Raw genomic sequence first — 22,782 nt, forward strand, 5'->3', positions numbered from 1 at the left:
ATTAACCTGAACGTTTACGGTTGTTGTTACGCGGTGCGCCACGGCGGTTCGCGTTATTGCCACCGCGACGCGGACCATTACCGGTGCGGCTGCGCGCCAGACGTTTTGGCGGCGGCAGATCGCTCATCAGCGCATCGCTGTTATACTTGCTCACCGGAATGCTGTGGCCAATATACTCTTCAATTGCAGGCAGGTTCAGCGCGTACTCTTCGCACGCCAGGCTAATTGAGTGCCCACTGGCGCCCGCGCGCCCGGTACGACCGATGCGATGAACGTAATCTTCGCGATCGTCAGGCAGATCGTAGTTAAAAACGTGCGTAACGGCCGGAATGTGCAGACCGCGCGCGGCCACGTCGGTCGCAACCAGAATATCTACGTCACCCTTGGTGAAGTCATCCAGAATGCGCAGACGCTTCTTCTGTGCCACGTCGCCGGTCAGCAGGCCAACACGATGACCATCCGCCGCCAGATGGCCCCAGATGTCTTCGCAGCGATGTTTGGTATTGGCGAAGACAATAGCGCGATCTGGCCACTCTTCTTCCAGCAGCGTTTGCAGCAGACGCATCTTCTCGTCGTTAGAAGGGTAGAAGAGCTCTTCTTTAATACGGTGACCCGTTTTCTGCTCTGGCTCGACTTCAACGTATTCTGCGTTGTTCATGTGTTCGAACGCCAGCTCGCGCACGCGCCACGACAGCGTCGCGGAGAACAGCATGCTCAGGCGCTGCGTAGCAGGCGGCATGCGGCGAAACAGCCAGCGGATATCTTTAATAAAGCCGAGATCGAACATGCGATCGGCTTCGTCCAGAACCAGGACTTGGATTGCACCCAGGTTAATGTGGTTCTGTTTCGCGTAATCGATCAGACGGCCCGTGGTGCCGACCAGAATGTCAACGCCGTCGGCCAGCACTTTCAGCTGCTTGTCGTAGCCGTCGCCGCCGTAAGCCAGACCCAGCTTCAAACCCGTTGCCTGTGCCAGCGGTTCAGCATCAGCATGGATCTGCACAGCCAGTTCTCGTGTCGGTGCCATAATCAACGCGCGTGGTTGATTGATCTGGCGGCCTTCTTGCGCCGGGTGAGAGAGAAGATGATGAAACGTCGACGTCAGGAACGCCATCGTTTTGCCGGTACCGGTTTGCGCCTGGCCTGCAACATCACGCCCGGAAAGCGTAAGGGGCAGAGCTAACGCCTGAATAGGCGTGCAGTGATGAAAGCCTTTTTTATCAAGGGCTTCCACGACCTGAGGGTGCAGGGCGAAGTCGGAAAACTTCTTTTCTGTTAAGTGTGTTTTGCTCATAGTGTGGTAGAATATCAGCTTACTATCGCTTTACGAAAGCGTATCCGATGAAATAAAGTCAACCTTCGTTGGCAAACTTTACGCCAATTCGCCAGGCATAATCTTGTGGAGTAATACATGAGCAGCGATAAAATCGTTCACCTCACCGATGACAGTTTCGATGCAGACGTTCTGAAAGCAGAAGGTGTCACACTGGTTGATTTCTGGGCTGAATGGTGTGGTCCTTGCAAAATGATCGCCCCGATTCTCGACGAAGTTGCTGAAGAGTACGACGGTAAGCTCACTATCGCCAAGCTGAACATTGACGATAACCCGGGCACCGCGCCGAAGTATGGCATCCGCGGCATCCCAACGCTGCTGCTGTTCAAAAACGGTGAAGTGGCCGCCACTAAAGTGGGCGCGCTCTCTAAAAGCCAGCTGAAAGAGTTCCTGAACGCCAACCTGGCGTAATCAGGGCAGAACGTTCGGTAGTGGTGATTTTTCTTCCACTGCTGGACGTTCGCATTTTAGCGTGCTAAGTTACTTTCACTGCATTACGCACTTACCTTGTAGTTTGCATCTTAAAGATTTCCTTTGTTAAACCCTGAAGCACGTTCCGTATACAGCGTTTAGCAATTCTGACGGTTATAGCACCACTTTTTGGCATCGCATTTCAACCGTCTCTCTCGCTTCCAGTCGCCATCCCTGACGATGATCGTCGAGAAGAGTTGAAAGCGCTATTAACAGGCATGGAATATTAAGCCATACCATTCACGACCAACATTTCGAGAATTACCCCGAGTTTAAGAACCCATCACTATGAATCTTACCGAATTAAAGAATACGCCGGTTTCTGAGCTGATAACCCTCGGCGAAAATATGGGGCTGGAAAACCTGGCGCGTATGCGCAAACAGGATATTATTTTCGCCATCCTCAAACAGCACGCGAAAAGCGGCGAGGACATCTTCGGTGATGGTGTGCTGGAGATATTGCAGGATGGATTTGGTTTCCTCCGCTCTGCAGACAGCTCCTACCTCGCCGGTCCCGACGACATCTACGTTTCTCCCAGCCAAATTCGCCGCTTTAACCTTCGCACTGGTGACACCATTTCCGGCAAAATCCGTCCGCCGAAAGAGGGTGAGCGTTATTTTGCGCTGCTGAAGGTTAACGAGGTTAACTACGATAAGCCGGAAAACGCGCGTAGTAAGATTCTGTTTGAAAACCTGACGCCGCTACACGCCAACAGCCGTCTGCGTATGGAGCGCGGCAATGGTTCAACGGAAGACCTGACCGCTCGCGTACTGGATCTGGCTTCACCCATCGGTCGCGGCCAGCGTGGTCTGATTGTTGCACCACCGAAAGCCGGTAAAACCATGCTGCTGCAAAACATTGCGCAGAGCATCGCCTATAACCATCCAGACTGCGTACTGATGGTGCTGCTGATCGACGAACGTCCGGAAGAAGTAACCGAGATGCAGCGTCTGGTCAAAGGTGAAGTCATTGCCTCTACCTTCGACGAACCTGCTTCACGCCACGTTCAGGTTGCTGAGATGGTCATCGAGAAAGCGAAGCGTCTGGTTGAGCACAAGAAAGATGTGATCATTCTGCTCGACTCCATTACCCGTCTGGCACGTGCCTATAACACCGTGGTTCCGGCGTCAGGCAAAGTACTGACCGGTGGTGTGGATGCGAATGCTCTGCATCGTCCTAAGCGCTTCTTCGGTGCAGCACGTAACGTAGAAGAGGGCGGTAGCCTGACCATTATCGCGACCGCGCTGGTAGACACCGGTTCAAAAATGGATGAAGTGATCTACGAAGAGTTTAAAGGCACCGGTAACATGGAGCTGCATCTCGCGCGTAAAATCGCTGAAAAACGCGTCTTCCCGGCGATCGATTACAATCGTTCTGGTACGCGTAAAGAAGAGCTTCTTACTTCTCAGGAAGAGCTGCAAAAAATGTGGATCCTGCGCAAAATTATTCACCCGATGGGCGAAATCGACGCGATGGAATTCCTCATTAACAAACTGGCGATGACCAAAACCAACGACGAATTCTTCGATATGATGAAACGTTCGTAATCCTGTTCGGGCTAATCGGCACGGCCAGACCGACTTTTTTAGCCTAAATGATCAGGAAATCGCACTAACGCCACGTCTTAACGTGGCGTTTTTTATTTGTGCGCATTAGGATTACCGCTGGCAGGAGCATTTATAATGACTGTGGCGTCAGTGCGCAAAAAACAACCGTTCGCACGCTGGCGGAAGCAGAATTCGGACTCGGGATGAAAGGCAAAAACATGCAGTTTGTTTATCCTCTCCCTGTTTTTAGCTGAGAGCGTTTAACGTGAATTTACTCACTATGAGTACTGAGCTGGGCCTTACTTTTCTGTTTTCTTTAGTTTTCCTTTTTTTTGCTCGTAAGGCGGCTAAAAAAATTGGCCTGGTCGATACGCCTAATTCCCGTAAACGCCATCACGGTGCTATTCCACTGGTCGGCGGTATTTCGGTCTATGCCGGCATCTGCTTTATGTTTCTGATCACCCGCTTCTATCTGCCCCACGCGACGCTCTACCTGATTTGTGCCGGGCTGCTGGTGCTGGTGGGCGCGCTTGACGACCGTTTCGACATCAGTGTGAAAATCCGCGCCGTGGTGCAGGCCGCCGTCGCGGTAGCGATGATGGTCGGGGCCAAACTCTATCTGCTCAGCCTCGGTTTTATTATCGGTCCGGTAGAGCTGGTTGTCGGGCCGTTTGGCTATGTGCTGACGCTGTTTGCCGTCTGGGCCGCCATCAACGCCTTTAACATGGTGGATGGGATTGATGGCCTGCTGGGCGGACTCTCCTCTGTCACCTTTGCTGCGATGGGCATTATTCTCTGCTTTGATGGCCAGTACAGCCTCGCGATATGGTGCTTCGCGATGATCGCCGCCACCATCCCCTATATCTTGTTGAATCTGGGCTTTCTTGGCCGTCGCTATAAAGTCTTTATGGGCGATGCAGGCAGCACCATGATTGGCTTCACCATTATCTGGATCCTGCTGGAAACCACCCAGGGTCTTAGCCATCCAATTACGCCTGTTACCGCCCTGTGGCTGATCGCTATCCCGCTGATGGATATGGTGGCGATTATGTATCGCCGTCTGCGCAAAGGCATGAGCCCCTTTTCCGCCGATCGTCAGCACATCCATCATCTCATCATGCGCGCCGGTTTTACCTCACGTCAGGCGTTTGTGTTAATTACCGTGGCGGCCGCGATTCTCGCGGGCATTGGTGTGCTTGGGGAATACCTCGCCTTCATTCCTGAATGGATGATGCTGGTGCTGTTTTTGATGGCATTTATGCTCTATGGCTACTGCCTGAAACATGCCTGGCGCGTGGCGCGCCTGATTCGACGTCTAAAACGCCGCCTGAATGCGCGTGGCGACACTAAGAAAAAATTACCCTGATAAGGATTGCCCTGTTATGACCTCTGAGGTTGTAGAGAACGAACTGGATATTCGCGGCCTGTGCTGTACGCTGTGGCGCGGTAAACGCTGGATCATTGGGCTGGCGCTACTTTTTGCGCTGGTCGCCTGGCTCGCCTCGCTGCTGATGAAACAGGCGTGGAGCACCACGGCCATCACCGATCGCCCGACGGTGAATATGCTCGACACCTATTACGCGCAAGAGCAGTTCCTGAACAATCTCGACGTGCGTAACAACACGCTCAATCTGGCGACACCGTCTCCGACCATTATGGATGAGGTTTACCAGGAGTTCGTTATGCAGTTGGGAGCCTGGGATACGCGGCGCGACTTCTGGCAGCAAACGGAGTATTACAAAAGCCGCCGCTCCGGTAATGCGCATAACGATGCGGCGCTACTGGACGATATGGTCGCTAATATTCAGTTTCTGCCCGCTGATACCGCGCGCAATACGCGCGACAGCGTAAAGCTGATTGCGGAAACCGCCAGCGACGCTAACAACCTGCTGCGCCAGTATATCGCCTTCGCCAGCGAGCGTGCGGCACGCCATCTTAATGGTGAGCTGAAAGGCGCATGGCAGGCACGCAGCGAGCAGCTACAGGCACAGGTAAAGCGCCAGGAGGATGTGGCCAATGCCGTTTTCCAGCGTCAGCAGCATCGTTTGCAGCAGGCGCTGAAAGTGGCCAGCCAGCAGGGTATTCAGGAAAACCGCTCGCGCGACGCGCGCGAGCCTATCGCCGACAGCGATCTCTTTCTGCTGGGCGAGCCGCAGCTGCGGGCGCAGCTGGAGACCCTTCAGGCCACCGGACCGACTTACGATATCAGCTATGATCAGAACAGAGCGATGCTGACAACCCTCAGTGCCGGGCCAACGCTGAACCGTACCTTCCAGACTTATCGTTATCTGCGTACGCCAGAGGAGCCCGTATCGCGCGACAGCCCGCGTCGTCTGTTTATGATGATTATGTGGGGCGCATTGGGTGCATTAACGGGTGCTGGCGTTGCGCTGGCGCGTCGTTCTGGCGTTCAATCAGTGAGAGATACCGCGTGAAAGTGCTTACTGTATTCGGGACTCGCCCGGAAGCGATAAAAATGGCACCGCTGGTACAGGCACTGGCGCAGGATCCTGATTTTGACTCCCGACTGTGCGTAACGGCGCAGCATCGCGAGATGCTTGACCAGGTTCTTCGCCTGTTTGCGTTACAACCGGATTACGATTTAGATGTCATGCGTCCGGAACAGGGCCTGACGGAGATTACCTGCCGCATTCTGCAGGGCATGAAAACCGTGCTCCTCGACTTTAAACCTGATGTGGTGCTGGTGCATGGTGACACCACAACGACGCTGGCCGCCAGTCTGGCCGCCTTTTATCAGCAGATTCCGGTGGGCCATGTGGAAGCAGGACTTCGCACCGGTGACCTCACTTCACCCTGGCCGGAAGAGGGCAACCGCAAGCTGACCGGCCACCTTGCTCAGCTGCACTTTGCACCCACAGAACGCTCACGCCAGAATCTGCTGGCAGAAAACCTGCCCGATGCGCGCATTTTTGTCACGGGCAATACGGTGATCGATGCGCTGCTCTGGGTACGCGATCGGGTTATTGCTGAGCCCAGCCTCAACGCGCAACTTGCCGGACGTTATCCGTTTCTCGACAGCGAGAAAAAGCTGGTGCTGGTCACAGGTCATCGCCGTGAAAGCTTTGGTGAGGGATTTGAGCGAATCTGCAGCGCGCTGGCGCGTATTGCGCGACAGCATCCTGAGGCACAGATTGTCTATCCGGTGCACCTTAATCCCAACGTCAGCGAGCCGGTTAATCGCATTCTCAGCGGTATCGATAATGTCGTGCTGATCGAGCCGCAAGAGTATCTGCCTTTTGTCTGGCTGATGAACCGGGCCTGGCTGATTCTCACCGATTCCGGCGGGATTCAGGAGGAAGCGCCTTCGCTGGGCAAGCCGGTGCTGGTGATGCGTGACGCCACCGAACGGCCTGAAGCGGTTGATGCGGGTACGGTAAAGCTGGTTGGCACCAGCGTGGAAAAAATCGTAGCTGAAGTCAGCCTGCTGCTGACTGACGAGTCAGCGTGGCAAGCCATGAGCCGCGCGCACAATCCATACGGTGATGGCAACGCCTGTCAGCGCATATTACAAGCCTTGAAAGATATCCGAGTTAACCTATGAGTTTCGACACCATTTCCGTTATTGGTCTGGGCTATATCGGCCTGCCTACCGCCGCCGTATTTGCGTCGCAGAAGAGAAAGGTCACAGGCGTGGATATTAACGCCCATGCGGTAGAGACCATCAATCGTGGGGCAATTCATATCGTCGAACCTGCACTCGACAAGGTGGTGCATGAGGCCGTTTCGCAAGGGTTTTTACGTGCCACGACGCAGCCTGAAGCAGCCGACGCCTTCCTGATCGCGGTGCCGACACCCTTTATGGCCGATCACCAGCCCGATTTGCGCTTTGTTAAGGCGGCCGCTGAGTCGATTGCACCCGTACTGAAAAAAGGCGATCTGGTCATTCTGGAATCGACATCGCCGGTTGGTACCACTGAGCAGATGGCGGAGTGGCTGGCGGTGACGCGCCCGGATCTGCGTTTTCCGCAGCACGGCGGAACGCCAGATATTTTTATTGCCTACTGCCCGGAACGCGTGCTGCCTGGCAAAATTATGCAGGAGCTGATTCATAACGATCGCGTCATTGGTGGCATGACACCGGCGTGTTCAGCGCAGGCCAGCGCGCTCTACCGCATCTTTCTGCAGGGCGAATGCGTAGAGACCAATGCGCGGACGGCTGAACTGTGCAAGCTAACAGAGAACAGTTTCCGTGATGTTAATATCGCTTTTGCGAATGAACTATCGCTGATCTGTGCCGATCAGGGCATTAACGTCTGGGAACTGATCGCGCTGGCGAATCGCCATCCACGCGTCAATATTTTGCAGCCTGGCCCTGGTGTAGGTGGACACTGCATTGCGGTCGATCCCTGGTTTATCGTGGCGCAGAATCCATCGCTGGCGCGCCTGATCCGAACCGCACGCGAGGTCAACGACAGCAAGCCGCACTGGGTACTGAATCAGGTAAAAGCGGCGCTGGCTGACTGCCTGACCCAAAGCGGCAAGCGAGCCGATGAACTGGTTATTGCCTGTTTTGGCCTGGCGTTTAAACCCAATATTGACGATCTGCGCGAAAGCCCAGCAATGCATGTCGCCCAGATGATTGCCGAATGGCATCGCGGGCAGAGCTGGATAGTGGAACCGCATATCAAGGCGCTACCCGGCGCGTTTGGCAACAGCGCTGAGCTGGTGTCACGCGATCAGGCGCTGGCGCAGGCTGATGTGCTGGTCATGCTGGTGGATCACGATCAGTTTCGTGCCGTTGATGCGTCTCAGGTGACGCAAAGCTGGATCGTGGATACGCGGGGAGTGTGGCGGTGAACAAACTTCAACAGGATTTACTGCATGCCCGTCCGCGTCAGTATTAATCCCCTTGCGTGGGAAAGCGCCTTTTTCGGCTTGACGACGGCGCGTCTCGAGCTGGATGGCGAGCTGCCGCTGGACGAAGCGCTACGCCATCCGGCCAGCCTGTGGCAAATCAAAGTTCCTGCCGATCGGATCGACGTCACGGATGATCTCTGTCAGTACGGTTTTCAGCTGGCAGAGGGTGAAGCCGATCTGGCGATGAACATTACACGCACCGAACGACAGTCCGGTATTCGCATCGCACGTGAGTCGCAAATCGACGAGCTGCGCACGGCGGCGGCGCAGCTGTTTGTACAGAGCCGCTTCCGTGCACCCTGGTTCGCGGCAGGCGACAGCGGCCGGTTTTACGCGCAGTGGATTGAAAACGCGATACGCGGCACCTTCGATCATCAGTGCCTGATCGCCAGCGACCCGTTCGGTGCGCTACAGGGATTTATCTCTCTGCGCGAAACAGAAGGCGACGTGCGCGTTGGCTTGCTGGGCGTGCTGCCGCATGCGCAGGGCCAGGGTATCGGCCAGCGCCTGTTGCTGGCAGGGGCTGACTGGGGCCGGGTGCGTCAGCTGAAACAGCTACGCGTAGCAACGCAGCTCAGCAATCTGACGGCAATGCGACTCTATTTACGCAGCGGTGCCAGGCTGGAAAGCACCGCCTACTGGTTTTACAGGAAAGGTCATGATCCCATTTAATGCGCCGCCGGTTGTCGGCAGCGAACTTGAATATATGCAGTCGGCAATGGCCAGTGGAAAATTGTGCGGCGATGGCGGCTTTACCCGTCGCTGCCAGCAGTGGATGGAGCAGCGGTTCGGCAGCAAAAAGGTTTTGCTGACGCCCTCTTGTACCGCCTCGCTGGAGATGGCCGCGCTGCTGATCAATATTCAGCCCGGCGATGAAGTTATTATGCCGAGCTACACCTTTGTTTCCACTGCGAATGCTTTTGTACTGCGTGGAGCAACCATCGTTTTTGTGGATATCCGTCCCGACACGCTCAATATTGATGAAAGCAAAATTGAAGCGGCGATTACCGATAAAACGCGCGCTATCGTGCCGGTGCACTACGCAGGCGTCGCCTGTGAAATGGATACCATCATGTCGCTGGCGGCAAAGTATCAGCTCTATGTGATTGAGGATGCGGCACAGGGCGTCATGTCACGCTATAAAGGACGCGCCCTGGGCACCATCGGCCATATTGGCTGCTTTAGCTTCCATGAGACCAAAAACTACACCGCAGGCGGCGAAGGCGGCGCAACCTTGATCAACGATGCTGCACTGGTGGAGCGTGCCGAGATCGTTCGCGAGAAAGGCACTAACCGCAGCCAGTTTTTCCGCGGCCAGGTTGATAAATACACCTGGCGCGACATTGGCTCCAGCTATCTCATGGCGGATTTACAGGCGGCTTACCTGTGGGCGCAGCTGGAGGCGGCCGATCGGATTAATCAACAGCGCTTACGACTGTGGCAGCGCTACTACGACGCCTTACAGCCGCTGGCGGTGAAAGGGCGCATCACGCTGCCGTCGCTGCCTGCCGAGTGCGAACACAATGCGCATATGTTCTATATCAAGCTGCGCGACAGTGACGATCGCCAGGCGCTGATCAACTGGATGAAAGAGGCCGAGATCCTGACGGTTTTCCACTATATTCCGCTACACAGCTCGCCTGCGGGCGAACAGTTTGGCCGCTTTCATGATGAGGACCGCTTCACCACCCATGAAAGCGAGCGGCTGCTGCGGCTGCCGCTGTTCTATAACCTGACGGACAATAACCAGAACACGGTTATCAGCTCCTTGCTGAGCTTTTTCGCCTGATGTCGCTGGCAAAAGCGTCAGTGTGGACGGCATCGTCCACGCTGGTGAAGATTGCTGCCGGGCTGCTGGTGGTAAAACTGCTGGCGGTCAGTTTCGGCCCGGAAGGCGTGGGGCAGGCGGGAAATTTTCGCCAGCTGATCACCGTGCTGGGTGTGCTGGCGGGAGCGGGCATCTTCAACGGTGTCACCACCTGTGTGGCGCAATATCAGGATCAGCCGGGACCGCTACGTGCCATGCTGGGGACGGCATCGGCAATGGTGCTGGGATTTTCGGCGCTGCTGGCACTGGTATTCCTGCTGGCCGCTGCGCCGATTAGCCAGGCGCTTTTTGGCCACACGCGCTTTGAGAATGTGGTGCGCATTGTTGCCTTTCTGCAGTTTGGTATCGCCTGGGCTAACCTGGCGCTGGCGCTGCTGAAAGGCTATCGTGACGCGCGCGGCAATGCGCTGTCGCTGATTGTCGGCAGTCTCATTGGCGTGGCCGCTTATGTGCTGTGCTGGTGGGTTGGCGGCTATGCAGGTGCGCTGGTGGGCTTTGCACTGGTACCCGCGCTGGTGATCGTTCCGGCGATGACCATACTCAAGCGGCGAGCACCGCTGCCGCTCAGCTGGCTCACACCACAATGGCATCCCGAACATGCACGCAGCCTGGCAAAATTCACGCTGATGGCAGCGATCACGTCAGTTACGCTGCCGGTGGCCTGGGTCATGATGCGTAATCTGCTGGCTGAACATCAGGGCTGGGCGCAGGTTGGGTTATGGCAAGGTGTCACCAGTATCTCTGATGCCTGGCTACAGTTTATTACCGCAACCTTTAGCGTCTGGCTGCTACCCACGCTGGCGCGGCTGGAACAGAAGCGCGACATTGCGCGTGAGATCGGACGGGCATTGCGCTTTGTGCTGCCCACGGTGGCGGCGCTGGGTTTTTGCGTGTGGCTGCTGCGCGATGTGGCGATCTGGCTGCTGTTTTCTCCCGCCTTCCACGCGATGCGCGATCTTTTCATCTGGCAGCTGTGTGGCGATGTGTTTAAGGTCGGTGCCTACGTTTTCGGTTATCTGGTCATTGCTAAGGCATCACTGCGTTTTTATATTCTTGCCGAAATCAGTCAGTTTGTGTTGCTGACGGGTTTTTCCCGCTGGCTGATTCCGCTGTCAGGCGTCACTGGGGCGGCCCAGGCCTATATGGCGACCTATATCTGTTATTTCGCGCTCTGCTGCAGCGCATTTATGATTTATTGCCGGAAAAAATGACGTTAATTCACGTTCTGGGATCGGATATCCCGCATCACAATCAGACGGTGCTGCGCTTCTTCAATGACGTGTTAAGCATTGAACTGCCTGTAGCACAACCACGTCATTTTATGGTGGTGACGCAGCAGCCTGCTGCGTTTTCTGCGTTTACTCATCTGCATATTGAAACCTTTCCCAGTAAAAAAGCGCTGGCCCAGACGCTGACAGGGCGGGCAAAAAACCGTGAGCAGCGCTTTTTCTGCCACGGGCAGTTCAATCCAGGCATCTGGCTGGCGTTACTGAGCGGTAAAATCCGCCCCAGCCAGCTTTACTGGCACGTCTGGGGCGCAGATCTCTATGAAGAGTCGCGCAGCCTGAAGTTTCGCCTGTTCTATCTGCTGCGCCGAATCGCGCAGGGCCGGGTGGCGCAGGTTTTTGCCACGCAGGGCGATCTGCACTATTACCAGCAGCGCCATCCACGCGTACCAACCGCCCGGCTTTACTTCCCGACCAAAATGCCTGCTACTGCGCCGCAGAGCACGCCTGACGAACGCTTTACGATTTTGCTGGGCAACTCTGGCGACGCCAGTAATCGGCATATAGAAGGACTGAAAGCGATCCGCAGGCAGTTTGGTGAGGCGGTGCGCGTTGTTGTGCCGCTGGGCTATCCGCCCAACAATGAGAGCTATATTAGCGAGATTGCGGTGGCAGCAGAGAAGCTGTTTCCTGCCGGACAGACAGAGCTGCTGCGAGACAATATGGCTTTTGATGACTATCTGGCACTGCTGAGTCGCTGTCATTTGGGTTATTTTATGTTCGAGCGTCAGCAGGGGATTGGCACGCTTTCTCTGTTGATTCAGGCCAACGTGCCCTTTGTACTCAATCGTCTTAACCCGTTCTGGCGTGATATCAGTGAGCAGGGACTGCCGGTGCTGTTTAGCGGGGATGCGTTGAACCACGAGAGCGTGGCGGAAGCTCGCCGCCAGCTGGCGAGCTGCGACAAGCAGGCTATCGCCTTTTTTGCGCCTGGCTATATGACGGGCTGGCGCGACGCATTGCGTCATTGTGAAGGGGAGTCTTTATGAACCTCATGCAGTTCAGCGGTCTGCTGGTGGTTTATCTTTTGTCTCTGGGTTTTATTCTGACCCTGACCTGGCGTGAGTTCAGACGTGAGCGTTTTAATTTTCACCTCTTTTTCACGCTGCTGTTTTTACTCACTTTCTATTTCGGATTTCCGCTAAGCTGCGTGCTGGTGTTCCGTTTTAACGTTGAGATTGTGCCGCCGGAATATCTTCTTCAGGCCCTGCTTTCGGCAACGGCTTTTTACGCGGTCTATTACGTCAGCTATAAGGTGCGACTGCGCCCCAGGAGCGTGCCGCGTGCTAAACCCTGGCTTCAGATGAACCGGGTCGAGACGCATCTGACCTGCCTGTTGCTGGCTTTAGTGGCGGTGGGGACGGTGACGGTGTTTTTCCTGCATAACGGCTTTCTTTTGTTCCGGCTGACAGCCTATAACCAGATTTTCTCCAGCGAGGTCTCTGGCGTTGCACTGAAGCGCTTTTTCTATTTCTTTATTCCGGCGATGCTGATCCTCTATTTTCTGCGCCCCACACAGCGTAACTGGCTGCTGTTCCTGGTCGTAACGGTGGCTTTTGGCCTGCTGACCTACGCGCTGGTGGGCGGTACGCGCGCCAATATTATTATCGCTTTTGCGCTGTTTTTGTTTATCGGCATTACGCGCGGCTGGATCAGTTTATGGATGCTGGCAGCGGCAGGTGTGCTGGCCGTCTGTGGCATGTTCTGGCTGGCGCTGCGACGCTATAACCTTAGCGTATTTGGCGACGAGGCGTTCTATACCTTTCTCTATCTGACGCGCGATACGTTTTCGCCGTGGGAGAATCTGGCCTTGCTGCTGGAGAATTATTCCAGGATCGCGTTTCAGGGGTTGGCACCCATCTGGCGCGACTTCTATGTCTATATTCCCGGCTGGCTGTGGCCTGGCAGACCCTCAATGGTGCTGAACAGCGCGAACTACTTTACCTGGGAAGTGCTCAACAACCATTCTGGCCTGGCGATTTCGCCTACGCTGCTCGGTTCATTGCTGGTAATGGGGGGCGTATGGTTTATCCTGCCTGGCGCGATTGCGGTGGGACTTATTATTAAGGGCTTTGATACGCTCTACCGACGCGGACGCGACGCCGATAATCGCTACCGCGGTGCGGTTATGCAGAGTTTTTGCTTCGGCGCGGTATTCAATATGATTGTACTGGCGCGCGAAGGGCTGGACGCATTCGGCTCACGCGTCGTCTTTTTTGCTTTGATTTTTCTGGTCTGCCTCGGCGTAGCGAAGATGCTTTACTGGCTGCTGAATCGCGCCGGATTGATTCGACGTCGCAGCGACCGGGTGTTACAAAGTCCGGCTTAACGCCATTAGGCACAACAGGAAAACAGAACTCAACCATGACAAGGTTACCAGAAGCGCCGCAGTATATCATTCGCGGCGTGTCGCTGTATGGTTTTGACAGCATGTCCGCGTTTGTCGATTTTCTGCTGCCGGGTGAAACCGTGCGCAGCGGAACGCTGGTCGCCATCAACGCCGAGAAGATGCTGACAGCAGAGCATGACGATGAGCTGCGTGCGCTGTTGCAGGAGGCGGAGTTCAAATACCCTGACGGCATCAGCATTGTGCGCTCCATTCGCAAAAAGTATTCCCATGCAGCGGTAGAGCGTATTGCCGGTGCCGATCTGTGGGAGGCGCTGATGGCGCGCGCAGGCCGACAGGGGACGCCGGTATTTTTAATCGGTGGACGTCAGGCGGTGCTGGATGAGACCTGCGAGAAACTGCGTCGTCAGTGGAATGTGAATATTGTCGGTGCGCAAAACGGCTATTTTGCGCCTGCCGATCGCGAGGCACTTTTTAGCCGCATTGCGGCCAGCGGCGCGCGCATTGTGACGGTGGCGCTGGGCTCACCACGGCAGGAACTCCTGATGCGTGACTGTCGCGCGCACTGGGCTCATGCGTTGTATATGGGCGTGGGCGGTACTTACGATGTTTTTACCGGGCACGTGAAGCGCGCACCGAAGATCTGGCAGCGTCTGGGACTGGAATGGCTCTACAGGCTGATTCGACAGCCCAGTCGGCTGGGTCGCCAGTTAAAACTGATAAAATATTTACGCTATCACTGGCGCGGCGATCTTTGATATAGCTGATAAGCGCAGTGTTTTTCAGGTGAGGAAATAGCCAAAGTGCCGAATTACTCGACGAAATGCACAAAGCGTAATCAAACGCGTTTTTTTATTAAAAAAGCACTAGACAGGATCACCCCAAGCCCGTAGTATGCCCATCCGCAACGGCGCTACGCGCCCGTAGCTCAGCTGGATAGAGCGCTGCCCTCCGGAGGCAGAGGTCTCAGGTTCGAATCCTGTCGGGCGCGCCATTAAGTTTGTGCGCAGGAGCTGCGGTGGTTACATTACCGCGTTAGTAAAGAGTTACATGGTGTAGGTCAGCGACTTGCAACATACCAAATTGTGGTGGCTATAGCTCAGTTGGTAGAGCCCTGGATTGTGATTCCAGTTGTCGTGGGTTCGAGTCCCATTAGCCACCCCAGATTTTGCTGGGATATGCGAAGGTGGCGGAATTGGTAGACGCGCTAGCTTCAGGTGTTAGTGTCTTAACGGACGTGAGGGTTCAAGTCCCTCTCTTCGCACCAGGCAAAAGAGAACAATAAAAATTATCGGCGAGTAGCGCAGCTTGGTAGCGCAACTGGTTTGGGACCAGTGGGTCGGAGGTTCGAATCCTCTCTCGCCGACCATTTTATAAACCTGCTTGAAAAAGCAGGTTTTTTTTCGTCTTCAGAAAAGAGACGGTGGAGATGGTGTACCCGCAGATGACACAGACGGAGCGCCAGCTCGCTCGTACCTGGGCTTGATCATTCCGCGACATCGCTGTCGTAAACGCTTTGCTCTTCCATGTTATGCCATCTGCGCGCTGGCTGAGGTGCTGCCTCTTTGACAAGAGATGGACGGCAGGACGCTGAGTTTTTCCAGTCATGCTTTCCCACTCTGCACTAAAACAGGTTTGTCGTTAGTTTGAGACAACTAATTATCTGTTTTCTATGTAGATGTAGAGAGCGTGCTCTTTTTGTCTCAAAACACAGACAGTAAAGCAGCTTGATGTCGTCTGTTACCGACAATCTGGCAACCGCTGCCACGACCCCTTTTTTTAATCCTATAAAAAATAAAGGATTAATCTCTTTTCGGCAATCTGGCACGCTCTGTGCAATAATTATCGCGTAGATGCTCATTCCACCTCTTATGTCTGCTTACGCTGCATAAACCTGGGAATGATGCAGAGCCACTTTTGGGTACCTGTTGTCTGCCTGCCTGCATCGCTCACGCCTTACAGGGTCAACAGACACACCGTTGAGTCAGGTACCATAAGGTTGCCTTACCGACCTGATCTTATACCTGCTTCTGGCAGGTATTTTTTTGCGCTGAAAAACAGGCAAAAAAAAGCCGGGCAAGCCCGGCATCAAAAAGTAACAACAACATTAAGCATTCGGATTGTTTTTTAACGTCAGCAACAGTCCTTCCCGGCGCATTTTCGCCGCTTCTTCCTGACGATGCAGACGATCGTAGGCATCCGCCAGCCACGCATAGTCAAAGGCGTCAGGACGCTGTGCCAGCGCCTGCTGGAACGCCTCAACCGCCTGCTGCCATTCAGCATGACGCATCAGCAACTGTCCCAGCGTGCTATGCAGCAGCGGTGTTGCGCCATGCTGTTTAATCTGCTGGCGCAGCGCTTTTTCCAGCGCTTCAGGCGCGGTGCTTTTAATACGTGGCATCAACAATACCAGACGATCGTCGTACTGGCGTTTCAGGCCGTCCAGCACAATTTCCTGCGCGGTCTGGTGATCGTCGCACTCGATCAAATGATCAGCCATCGCCACCTGTAGCGCCGTTTGCTGACGCGTTTTACGGCTCAGATTTGACCACCAGCGTTTCAGGCCATCGCTGCCCTGATCGGCCATTGCCTGATTCATCAGGCCCAGCCATGCCTGCTGTTGCAGGTCGGCACGATGCTGTTCATTTCCCACCTGCGATTTTTCCATCGCTGGCAGGATATCAATCAGCGAACTCCAGGCCCCGGTGCGTACGTAGGCCTGCTCTGCCAGGCGCAGAACCTCTGGGTGACGCGGCGCGACTTCCAGCAGACGGTCGATGCCATGACGCGCAGCATGATCTTCATTGCGCGCCAGCAGGATGCGGGTGCGGGTAATCTCAACCGGAATAACATCGTTATCTGACAGCTCGGCAGCGCGCTCAAGATGCTGATTGGCGCGAATTTCATCGCCGCGCTGCTGTGCGGCTTCGGCTGCCAGCAGATAGTTGGCCACCGGTACTTCAGCGTGGTCAGCATCTTTTGACAGCAGTTTTTCAACCTGGCGATGATCGCCTTCGGCCAGCTTCATCAAGGCGGTCTGGGTATGGCGCTGCGCGCGGCGGCGCTTGCGTCCCGTAAACCAGCCGCGAGTGCGTGCACCGGTGCGGAACAGACGACGCAGCAGCCACTCCACGCCCAGAATAATCAACAGGCTGATAATCAGGATAATCACCAGCCCCGTTACGCTGGTTTCTACGTTCCAGTTATCGGTCTGTATCAACACGTAGCCCTGATGACCAGCAATCATTGGGCCGACCACAATCCCGGCGATCAGCAGCACAAACAGAATAAATACCTTGAGCATAGGCTTAGCCTCCTTGCTGATCAGCGGCGACGGACGGCTGCGCGATCAGGTTGCGCACGCGCGTCTGCATCAGCTTATCCAGCAGCGGCTGGCTTTCGAGACTGTCCGGCAGATCCATATTGATGCTCTGCTGACTCAGCTCATCCAGCTGTGCCAGAAAGGCCTTGGTGGCGGCATCGTTGGTGTCATACCAGGCACGTACCCAACTGGATACGGTATCAATAGACTGTTTGTAGATTTCATCCTGGTGACGTGGCACCGCCTGCGCCGCAATCAGCAGGCGTGAACGGATGTTTTCACGCAGGTAAACATCCTGATTAGGAGCCAGCAATGGCTGCGCGGTGTTATCGCGACGGCGGATGGTAATGAAGTCATCCATAAAGTTGTGCCAGCTTTTCACCAGGTTCTGGCGCCATTCACGTAGCGAAGAGGAGAGTTCACCCTCATCGCTGTCCATAGGCGCATCATCATTGTCGTTGTCTGCCAGACGCAGATTATCGACGCCATTCGACAGCTGGTTTAGCTTCAGAATAATGCCGTCATAGTCGATCTGGTTGATGGCCGAGAGGGTGCTGATATCCTGCGTAAGCGCGCGACGCACGCTGGTCACGCTTGGATCATTCATATCGGCAAGGCTGGCGTCTGCACTTTTTAGCAGCGCCGCCGCAGTTGTGACATCCTGATCGCTCCACAGCTTGCGCCCGGCCAGTTTCACCAGGTAATCCGCCTGCGAAATTAACCAGGTACGCACGTCATTACCTGATAGCGAAGCGACTTTTTCACGCAGCGTTTCCAGCTCTTTCGCCGTCGAATCCTGCTGATTTCGGGCATCATTCAGCGCGCTTTGTGCGCTACTGAGCTGCTGAGCCAGCTGCTGCTTATCGCTGTTTGCCTGCTGCTGCAAGGCATTCAGTTTGTCGCTCAGGCTCTGGTTTGCCTGCGCCTGAAGATCTGTCTGGTGTTTCCCGTTCAGGTACAGGCCTGCCCCCATTGCCAGGGCAATGACAATCGCCACTGCGCCCAGCACCAGTCCGCCATTTTTCTTATCGCGAGGCGGTTTCTGAGGTGAGGCGGGCGAAGTGTCTACCACTGGCGTGGTCTCTTCAACCGGGGCGGAGGTCGCTTTTTGTTCCGTCATCTGTGGTACATCCCATGAGTAAGTTCAGCGTAACGCACGCAGCAGCGCATCGTTATCGGCACCATCGGCTACCTGAATATCGTACCAGCCCAGTTCACTGGCCAGCGTAGCCAAACGTTCACTGACGACAACCAGTCGACAGCGCAATAACCATTCCTCACGATCGATCGCGGGGAACAGCGAAAACAGCTGTTGTAACATTTCACCGCTGGTCACTACCAGCGTTGTGATGCCGCGGTTGCGCCAGCGTCTACCTTCAATGGCACCATCGTACTGTTTTTGACAGCGCTGATAGCACTGGCTGAAAGAGACATCCGCGCCACGATTTTCCAGCGTGTCTGCCAGAAGTTCTCGTCCGGGATTGCCGCGTAGTATCAGCGCCTTCTTACCCGCTACCTGCTGCAACGCGGCCAGGCGAATCAGCTCTTCGCTGGTTTCGTGCGCATGTGGGTAATCGACATGACGACCGCTGGCGGTGTGAAACGCCAGCGCCGTGCTGCGACCAATTGCATAATAGTTCAGGTCTGACGGCCATGCTGCGCCGTGTCGCGTTAGCGCGGGCTGCGCATGGTAAATGACCTGCTGTGACAGCAGAAAAACCAGATCGCCAGCGCGCAGAGCGGCAAGCTGTTGCGGCAGAACATCAAGATCGCTGCCCGGGGCAAACTCAATCAGCGGCAGGCTCCACGCCTCGCTGCCGAGCTTGTGAAGACGCGAGACCAGCGCACTGGCCGCAGGCTCCGGGCGAGTGATCAGGATGCTCATACAGGCGGCTGCCCCTGATAGACATCGTGCAGAATTTCACGTGCGCCTTTAGCGAGCAGCTCTTCAGCCAGAGAAATGCCCATGGCTTCCGCTTCGGTGCGCGGGCCACGACGTTCGCCGCGTACCATTATGCTGCCGTCTGGCGCACCTACCATCCCACGCAGCCACAGGTCATCCCCTTCCAGCACGGCGAAGCTGCCAATAGGAACCTGACATCCGCCTTCAAGACGCGTATTCATGGCGCGTTCGGCTTTCACGCAGACCGCGGTATCATCATGGTTGAGCGCCTGTAACAGGCCGATCAGCTCATGGTCGTCAAGCCGGCACTCAATGCCCACGGCACCCTGGCCTACAGCAGGCAGAGAAATTTCGGCGGGCAGCGGCTGGCGAATACGTGCTTCAAGTTCGAGACGTTTTAGCCCGGCGGTCGCCAGAATAATGGCGTCGTATTCGCCTGCGTCGAGTTTCGACAGGCGGGTTCCGACGTTGCCGCGCAGCGAACGGATCACCAGGTCGGGGCGTCGTTCACTGATCTGGCTCTGGCGACGCAGACTGGAGGTACCCACTACAGCGCCGTGCGGCAGCGCGTCAAGGGAGGAGTAGTGGTTTGAGACAAAGGCATCGCGTGGATCTTCGCGCTCACAGATTGTCACCAGCCCCAGCCCCTCAGGAAAGGCAACCGGGACATCTTTCATTGAGTGGACGGCAAGATCGGCGCGATTTTCCAGCATCGCCAGCTCAAGCTCTTTGACAAAAAGCCCTTTGCCACCCACTTTAGCCAGCGGTGTATCAAGGATGATGTCACCTTTAGTCACCATCGGTACCAGCTCAACGCGCACGCCCGGATGGGCTGCCATCAGGCGCTGTTGGACATAATGTGCCTGCCAGAGCGCAAGGGGGCTTTGTCTTGTAGCAATTCTGAAAATTTTGTCTAACATGCTGTTAACCATTTTGATCGTTCACCGAATATCCTATCATTGTCGGCCAACGGCGGACAGTTTCAACGGACGATTTGACCGGACGGACAGGAAGATTGCCCGTTAAAAGAGGGAAACGCGGACGCCGGTGTCCGAAAGCGCAGGATGCGAACAGGAACGTGCTAAACTGTTAAGTAGCGCAACTTTCTTTACGGTCAATCTGCCAGGTGTTAGATTGATCACGTTTCCAGCAATAATCTGTCCCCCTTTTTTTATTATTAAGCGGCAGATTCCGGAAACAGGTTGCTTAAACACTGGGACAATCAGGCGAAACGTCTTGTACCTCTACATTGAGACACTGAAACAGAGACTGGATGCCATCAATCAGCTGCGCGTCGATCGCGCGCTGGCTGCGATGGGACCTGCTTTCCAGCACGTATACAGTCTGCTGCCAACCTTATTACATTATCATCACCCGCTGATGCCAGGTTACTTTGACGGTAACGTTCCCCGTGGCATCAGCTTCTTCACGCCTGAAGAAAACCAGCTGCAACTGCTTCGAGGGCTGGCGGGCAACCGCGAGCTGACGCTTGATGCTTCACGCACCGGCGAGATGCCCATCACCGCCATTTACTCCATGGGCAGCACCTCTTCAGTGGGGCAGAACACGATTTCTGACCTCGATATCTGGGTATGTCATCAGTCATGGCTGGACAACGAAGAGCGTCTCAATCTGCAACGCAAATGCACCCTGTTGCAGAAGTGGTGCATGTCGATGGGCGTGGAAGTCAGCTTTTTCTTGATTGACGAAAATCGCTTTCGCCACAACGAAAGCGGCAGCCTCGGGGCTGAAGATTGTGGCTCGACGCAGCATATTCTGCTGCTGGACGAATTCTATCGTACCGCCGTGCGCATGGCGGGCAAACGTATTCTGTGGAACATGGTGCCGTGCGAAGAAGAGCATCACTATGACGACTATGTGATGTCACTCTACGCGCAGGGGGTGCTCACGCCAAACGAATGGCTCGATCTGGGCGGACTGGGCACGCTGTCTGCGGAAGAATATTTTGGTGCCAGTCTGTGGCAGCTCTACAAAAGCATTGATTCACCTTACAAAGCGGTGCTGAAAACCCTGCTGCTGGAAGCCTATAGTTGGGAGTATCCCGATACTCAGCTGCTGGCGATGGATATTAAACAGCGCCTGCATGACGGTGAAATTGTCAGCTTTGGCCTCGATCCCTACTGCATGATGCTGGAACGCGTCACACACTATCTGACCAGCGTTGATGACCAGCCGCGTCTTGATCTGGTGCGCCGCTGCTTCTATCTGAAAGTCTGCGAAAAGCTGAGCGCCGACGCGAACAGCAGCCGTTCAGGCTGGCGTCGCGAAATCCTCTCTCAGTTAGTTAAAGAGTGGGGCTGGGACGATGAAAAACTGGCCATTCTCGATAACCGCAACGGCTGGAAAATAGAACGCGTGCGCGAAGCCCACAACGAGCTGCTGGATGCGATGATGCAAAGCTATCGCAACCTGATCCGCTTTGCCCGCCGCAACAATTTAAGCGTCAGTGCGAGTCCGCAGGATATCGGCGTGCTGACGCGTAAACTGTACGCCGCCTTTGAAGCACTGCCGGGAAAAGTCACGCTGGTTAATCCGCAGATTTCACCCGACCTGTCGGAAGAGAACCTGACCTTTATTCATGTGCCTGCGGGCCGTGCGAACCGTTCAGGCTGGTATCTCTATAACCAGTCGCCTGACATGAGTTCGATTATCAGCCATCAGCCGCTGGAATATAACCGCTATCTGAACAAGCTGGTGGCCTGGGCATGGTTTAACGGGCTGCTGACCAGCAAAACGCGTTTACACATCAAAGGAAATGAGATCTGCGACCTGGCACGGTTGCAGGAGCTGGTGAACGACGTTTCATCCCACTTTCCGCTGCGTCTGCCTGCGCCCACGCCAAAAGCGCTCTACAGCCCATGCGAAATCCGTCACCTGGCGATTATTGTTAACCTTGAGCACGATCCGACATCCGCCTTCCGTAATCAGGTGGTGCATTTCGACTTCCGTAAGCTCGATGTGTTTAGCTTTGGTCAGCAGCAGCAGTGTCTGATCGGCAGTATCGATCTTCTCTACCGCAACTCATGGAATGAGGTGCGTACGCTGCACTTCAGCGGCGAGCAGGCGATGATTGAAGCACTGAAAACCATCCTCGGCAAAATGCATCAGGATGCCGCGCCGCCTGATACGGTGGAGGTGTTCTGCTATAGCCATCATCTGCGCGGCCTGATCCGCACCCGCGTGCAGCAGCTGGTTTCTGAGTGCATTGAGCTGCGTCTCTCCAGTACTCGCCAGGAGCCGGGACGCTTTAAGGCGCTGCGCATGGCAGGTGAGACGTGGGGCCTCTTCTTTGAACGCATGAGTGTATCGGTGCAGAAACTGGAAAACGCCGTCGAATTTTACGGGGCGATTTCTAACAACAAGCTGCACGGCCTGTCGATTAAAGTCGAGTCGAATCAGACGCCGCTGCCGCCGGTGGTGAACGGTTACGCCAGTGAAGGAATTATTCAGTTCTTCTTTGAAGACACCACCGACGAGCAGGGTTTCAACATCTATATTCTGGATGAAACTAACCGCGTTGAGGTCTATCACCACTGCGAAGGCAGCAAAGAGGAGCTGGTGCGCGACGTCAGCCGTTTTTACTCCTCATCACACGACCGTTTTACCTATGGTTCCAGCTTTATCAACTTTAACCTGCCGCAGTTTTATCAGATCGTAAACAGCGGCGACCGCTTCCAGGTGATCCCGTTCCGCAGCCAGACGCTGGCGCAGCTTTGCGCCACGCAGCCGAATAACGATAACGGCGACTACCAGCCGCGTTACCAGGTACACTGACGCCACGCCCACCGCGCGGCACTTCCCTCAGAACGTCACCGTGCGCACGTGAATTGCGGGGATTTCCTGTT

The 22,782-nt window shown here is 55.3% G+C and carries 18 protein-coding genes and 4 tRNA genes; 17 read left to right on the forward strand and 5 right to left on the reverse strand.

The window, feature by feature from the left end; all coding sequences use genetic code 11:
- Position 1: 1 nt before the first annotated feature.
- Entirely contained in the window at positions 2-1,294 is a 1,293-nt protein-coding gene (gene rhlB / locus HP564_RS16550) for an ATP-dependent RNA helicase RhlB (protein WP_371244874.1), read from the reverse strand.
- Positions 1,295-1,411: 117 nt separating this feature from the next.
- On the opposite strand from rhlB, the gene trxA reads away from it, so the two are divergent.
- From trxA to HP564_RS16630, 16 genes are all read left to right on the forward strand, one after another.
- Positions 1,412-1,744: a thioredoxin TrxA gene (gene trxA, locus HP564_RS16555; protein WP_033754540.1), complete on the forward strand. Its 333-nt coding sequence runs from the start codon at positions 1,412-1,414 to the stop codon at positions 1,742-1,744.
- Positions 1,745-2,092: 348 nt separating this feature from the next.
- On the forward strand, positions 2,093-3,352 hold the full coding sequence (gene rho, locus HP564_RS16560) for a transcription termination factor Rho (protein ID WP_081142750.1): 1,260 nt from the start codon (positions 2,093-2,095) through the stop codon (positions 3,350-3,352).
- Between the two features lie 280 nt (positions 3,353-3,632).
- A complete protein-coding gene (gene wecA / locus HP564_RS16565; protein WP_371244877.1) occupies positions 3,633-4,718 on the forward strand; it encodes a UDP-N-acetylglucosamine--undecaprenyl-phosphate N-acetylglucosaminephosphotransferase in 1,086 nt (361 codons plus the stop codon).
- Between the two features lie 16 nt (positions 4,719-4,734).
- Complete coding sequence (gene wzzE, locus HP564_RS16570; protein ID WP_371244879.1) at positions 4,735-5,787, forward strand: ECA polysaccharide chain length modulation protein; 1,053 nt, start codon at positions 4,735-4,737, stop codon at positions 5,785-5,787.
- A complete protein-coding gene (gene wecB / locus HP564_RS16575) occupies positions 5,784-6,914 on the forward strand; it encodes a non-hydrolyzing UDP-N-acetylglucosamine 2-epimerase (RefSeq protein ID WP_371244881.1) in 1,131 nt (376 codons plus the stop codon). Before wzzE ends, wecB begins: the two co-directional genes overlap by 4 nt.
- A complete protein-coding gene (wecC, locus tag HP564_RS16580; RefSeq protein ID WP_371244883.1) occupies positions 6,911-8,170 on the forward strand; it encodes a UDP-N-acetyl-D-mannosamine dehydrogenase in 1,260 nt (419 codons plus the stop codon). The genes wecB and wecC overlap by 4 nt, the downstream gene beginning before the upstream one ends.
- A gap of 24 nt (positions 8,171-8,194) precedes the next feature.
- Complete coding sequence (gene rffC / locus HP564_RS16585) at positions 8,195-8,902, forward strand: dTDP-4-amino-4,6-dideoxy-D-galactose acyltransferase (protein ID WP_371244885.1); 708 nt, start codon at positions 8,195-8,197, stop codon at positions 8,900-8,902.
- Positions 8,889-10,019, forward strand: a complete 1,131-nt coding sequence (gene rffA / locus HP564_RS16590) for a dTDP-4-amino-4,6-dideoxygalactose transaminase (protein ID WP_371244887.1) — start codon at positions 8,889-8,891, stop codon at positions 10,017-10,019. The genes rffC and rffA overlap by 14 nt, the downstream gene beginning before the upstream one ends.
- Positions 10,019-11,269 (forward strand): lipid III flippase WzxE, encoded by a 1,251-nt coding sequence (gene wzxE / locus HP564_RS16595; protein WP_371244889.1) that lies wholly within the window; start codon positions 10,019-10,021, stop codon positions 11,267-11,269. The genes rffA and wzxE overlap by 1 nt, the downstream gene beginning before the upstream one ends.
- Positions 11,266-12,333 carry a TDP-N-acetylfucosamine:lipid II N-acetylfucosaminyltransferase gene (locus HP564_RS16600; RefSeq protein WP_371244891.1) on the forward strand — a complete coding sequence of 356 codons (1,068 nt, stop codon included), beginning with the start codon at positions 11,266-11,268 and terminating at the stop codon, positions 12,331-12,333. The genes wzxE and HP564_RS16600 overlap by 4 nt, the downstream gene beginning before the upstream one ends.
- Positions 12,330-13,673, forward strand: a complete 1,344-nt coding sequence (gene wzyE / locus HP564_RS16605) for an ECA oligosaccharide polymerase (protein WP_371244893.1) — start codon at positions 12,330-12,332, stop codon at positions 13,671-13,673. The genes HP564_RS16600 and wzyE overlap by 4 nt, the downstream gene beginning before the upstream one ends.
- Before the next feature lie 35 nt (positions 13,674-13,708).
- Positions 13,709-14,449 carry a lipopolysaccharide N-acetylmannosaminouronosyltransferase gene (gene wecG, locus HP564_RS16610; protein WP_371244895.1) on the forward strand — a complete coding sequence of 247 codons (741 nt, stop codon included), beginning with the start codon at positions 13,709-13,711 and terminating at the stop codon, positions 14,447-14,449.
- Positions 14,450-14,608: 159 nt separating this feature from the next.
- Positions 14,609-14,685, forward strand: a tRNA-Arg gene (locus HP564_RS16615).
- Positions 14,686-14,779: 94 nt separating this feature from the next.
- Positions 14,780-14,855, forward strand: a tRNA-His gene (locus HP564_RS16620).
- Between the two features lie 16 nt (positions 14,856-14,871).
- A tRNA-Leu gene (locus tag HP564_RS16625) sits at positions 14,872-14,958 on the forward strand.
- 25 nt (positions 14,959-14,983) lie between these two features.
- Positions 14,984-15,060, forward strand: a tRNA-Pro gene (locus HP564_RS16630).
- A 738-nt stretch (positions 15,061-15,798) separates the two neighbouring features.
- Here HP564_RS16630 and hemY read toward each other — a convergent pair.
- Genes hemY through hemC form a run of 4 tightly spaced genes read right to left on the reverse strand, consistent with a single transcriptional unit; the run spans position 15,799 to position 19,836 of the window.
- Entirely contained in the window at positions 15,799-16,995 is a 1,197-nt protein-coding gene (gene hemY / locus HP564_RS16635) for a protoheme IX biogenesis protein HemY (protein WP_371244897.1), read from the reverse strand.
- 4 nt (positions 16,996-16,999) lie between these two features.
- Positions 17,000-18,133 carry a uroporphyrinogen-III C-methyltransferase gene (hemX, locus tag HP564_RS16640; RefSeq protein WP_371244899.1) on the reverse strand — a complete coding sequence of 378 codons (1,134 nt, stop codon included), beginning with the start codon at positions 18,131-18,133 and terminating at the stop codon, positions 17,000-17,002.
- A gap of 24 nt (positions 18,134-18,157) precedes the next feature.
- The gene (hemD, locus tag HP564_RS16645) at positions 18,158-18,898 is read right to left on the reverse strand and encodes a uroporphyrinogen-III synthase (RefSeq protein ID WP_371244901.1); all 741 of its coding nucleotides are present in this window, start codon (positions 18,896-18,898) and stop codon (positions 18,158-18,160) included.
- Entirely contained in the window at positions 18,895-19,836 is a 942-nt protein-coding gene (gene hemC, locus HP564_RS16650) for a hydroxymethylbilane synthase (protein WP_371244903.1), read from the reverse strand. The genes hemD and hemC overlap by 4 nt, the downstream gene beginning before the upstream one ends.
- A 316-nt stretch (positions 19,837-20,152) precedes the next feature.
- On the opposite strand from hemC, the gene HP564_RS16655 reads away from it, so the two are divergent.
- Positions 20,153-22,711 carry a class I adenylate cyclase gene (locus HP564_RS16655; protein WP_371244905.1) on the forward strand — a complete coding sequence of 853 codons (2,559 nt, stop codon included), beginning with the start codon at positions 20,153-20,155 and terminating at the stop codon, positions 22,709-22,711.
- Positions 22,712-22,782: the final 71 nt, after the last annotated feature.

Origin of the sequence: Pantoea sp. KPR_PJ (genome assembly GCF_041386365.1) — a bacterium.
Lineage (GTDB): Bacteria > Pseudomonadota > Gammaproteobacteria > Enterobacterales > Enterobacteriaceae > Pantoea.

What these genes read in the sequence shown, in the direction of transcription:
- hemC (WP_371244903.1), bottom strand. Translation starts at nt 19,836, where the DNA reads ATGTTAGACAAAATTTTCAGAATTGCTACAAGACAAAGCCCCCTTGCG.
- wecC (WP_371244883.1), top strand. Translation starts at nt 6,911, where the DNA reads ATGAGTTTCGACACCATTTCCGTTATTGGTCTGGGCTATATCGGCCTG.
- HP564_RS16600 (WP_371244891.1), top strand. Translation starts at nt 11,266, where the DNA reads ATGACGTTAATTCACGTTCTGGGATCGGATATCCCGCATCACAATCAG.
- hemY (WP_371244897.1), bottom strand. Translation starts at nt 16,995, where the DNA reads ATGCTCAAGGTATTTATTCTGTTTGTGCTGCTGATCGCCGGGATTGTG.
- rhlB (WP_371244874.1), bottom strand. Translation starts at nt 1,294, where the DNA reads ATGAGCAAAACACACTTAACAGAAAAGAAGTTTTCCGACTTCGCCCTG.
- rffA (WP_371244887.1), top strand. Translation starts at nt 8,889, where the DNA reads ATGATCCCATTTAATGCGCCGCCGGTTGTCGGCAGCGAACTTGAATAT.
- hemX (WP_371244899.1), bottom strand. Translation starts at nt 18,133, where the DNA reads ATGACGGAACAAAAAGCGACCTCCGCCCCGGTTGAAGAGACCACGCCA.
- rho (WP_081142750.1), top strand. Translation starts at nt 2,093, where the DNA reads ATGAATCTTACCGAATTAAAGAATACGCCGGTTTCTGAGCTGATAACC.
- hemD (WP_371244901.1), bottom strand. Translation starts at nt 18,898, where the DNA reads ATGAGCATCCTGATCACTCGCCCGGAGCCTGCGGCCAGTGCGCTGGTC.
- wecG (WP_371244895.1), top strand. Translation starts at nt 13,709, where the DNA reads ATGACAAGGTTACCAGAAGCGCCGCAGTATATCATTCGCGGCGTGTCG.
- wzzE (WP_371244879.1), top strand. Translation starts at nt 4,735, where the DNA reads ATGACCTCTGAGGTTGTAGAGAACGAACTGGATATTCGCGGCCTGTGC.
- rffC (WP_371244885.1), top strand. Translation starts at nt 8,195, where the DNA reads ATGCCCGTCCGCGTCAGTATTAATCCCCTTGCGTGGGAAAGCGCCTTT.
- trxA (WP_033754540.1), top strand. Translation starts at nt 1,412, where the DNA reads ATGAGCAGCGATAAAATCGTTCACCTCACCGATGACAGTTTCGATGCA.
- wzyE (WP_371244893.1), top strand. Translation starts at nt 12,330, where the DNA reads ATGAACCTCATGCAGTTCAGCGGTCTGCTGGTGGTTTATCTTTTGTCT.
- wecA (WP_371244877.1), top strand. Translation starts at nt 3,633, where the DNA reads ATGAGTACTGAGCTGGGCCTTACTTTTCTGTTTTCTTTAGTTTTCCTT.
- wzxE (WP_371244889.1), top strand. Translation starts at nt 10,019, where the DNA reads ATGTCGCTGGCAAAAGCGTCAGTGTGGACGGCATCGTCCACGCTGGTG.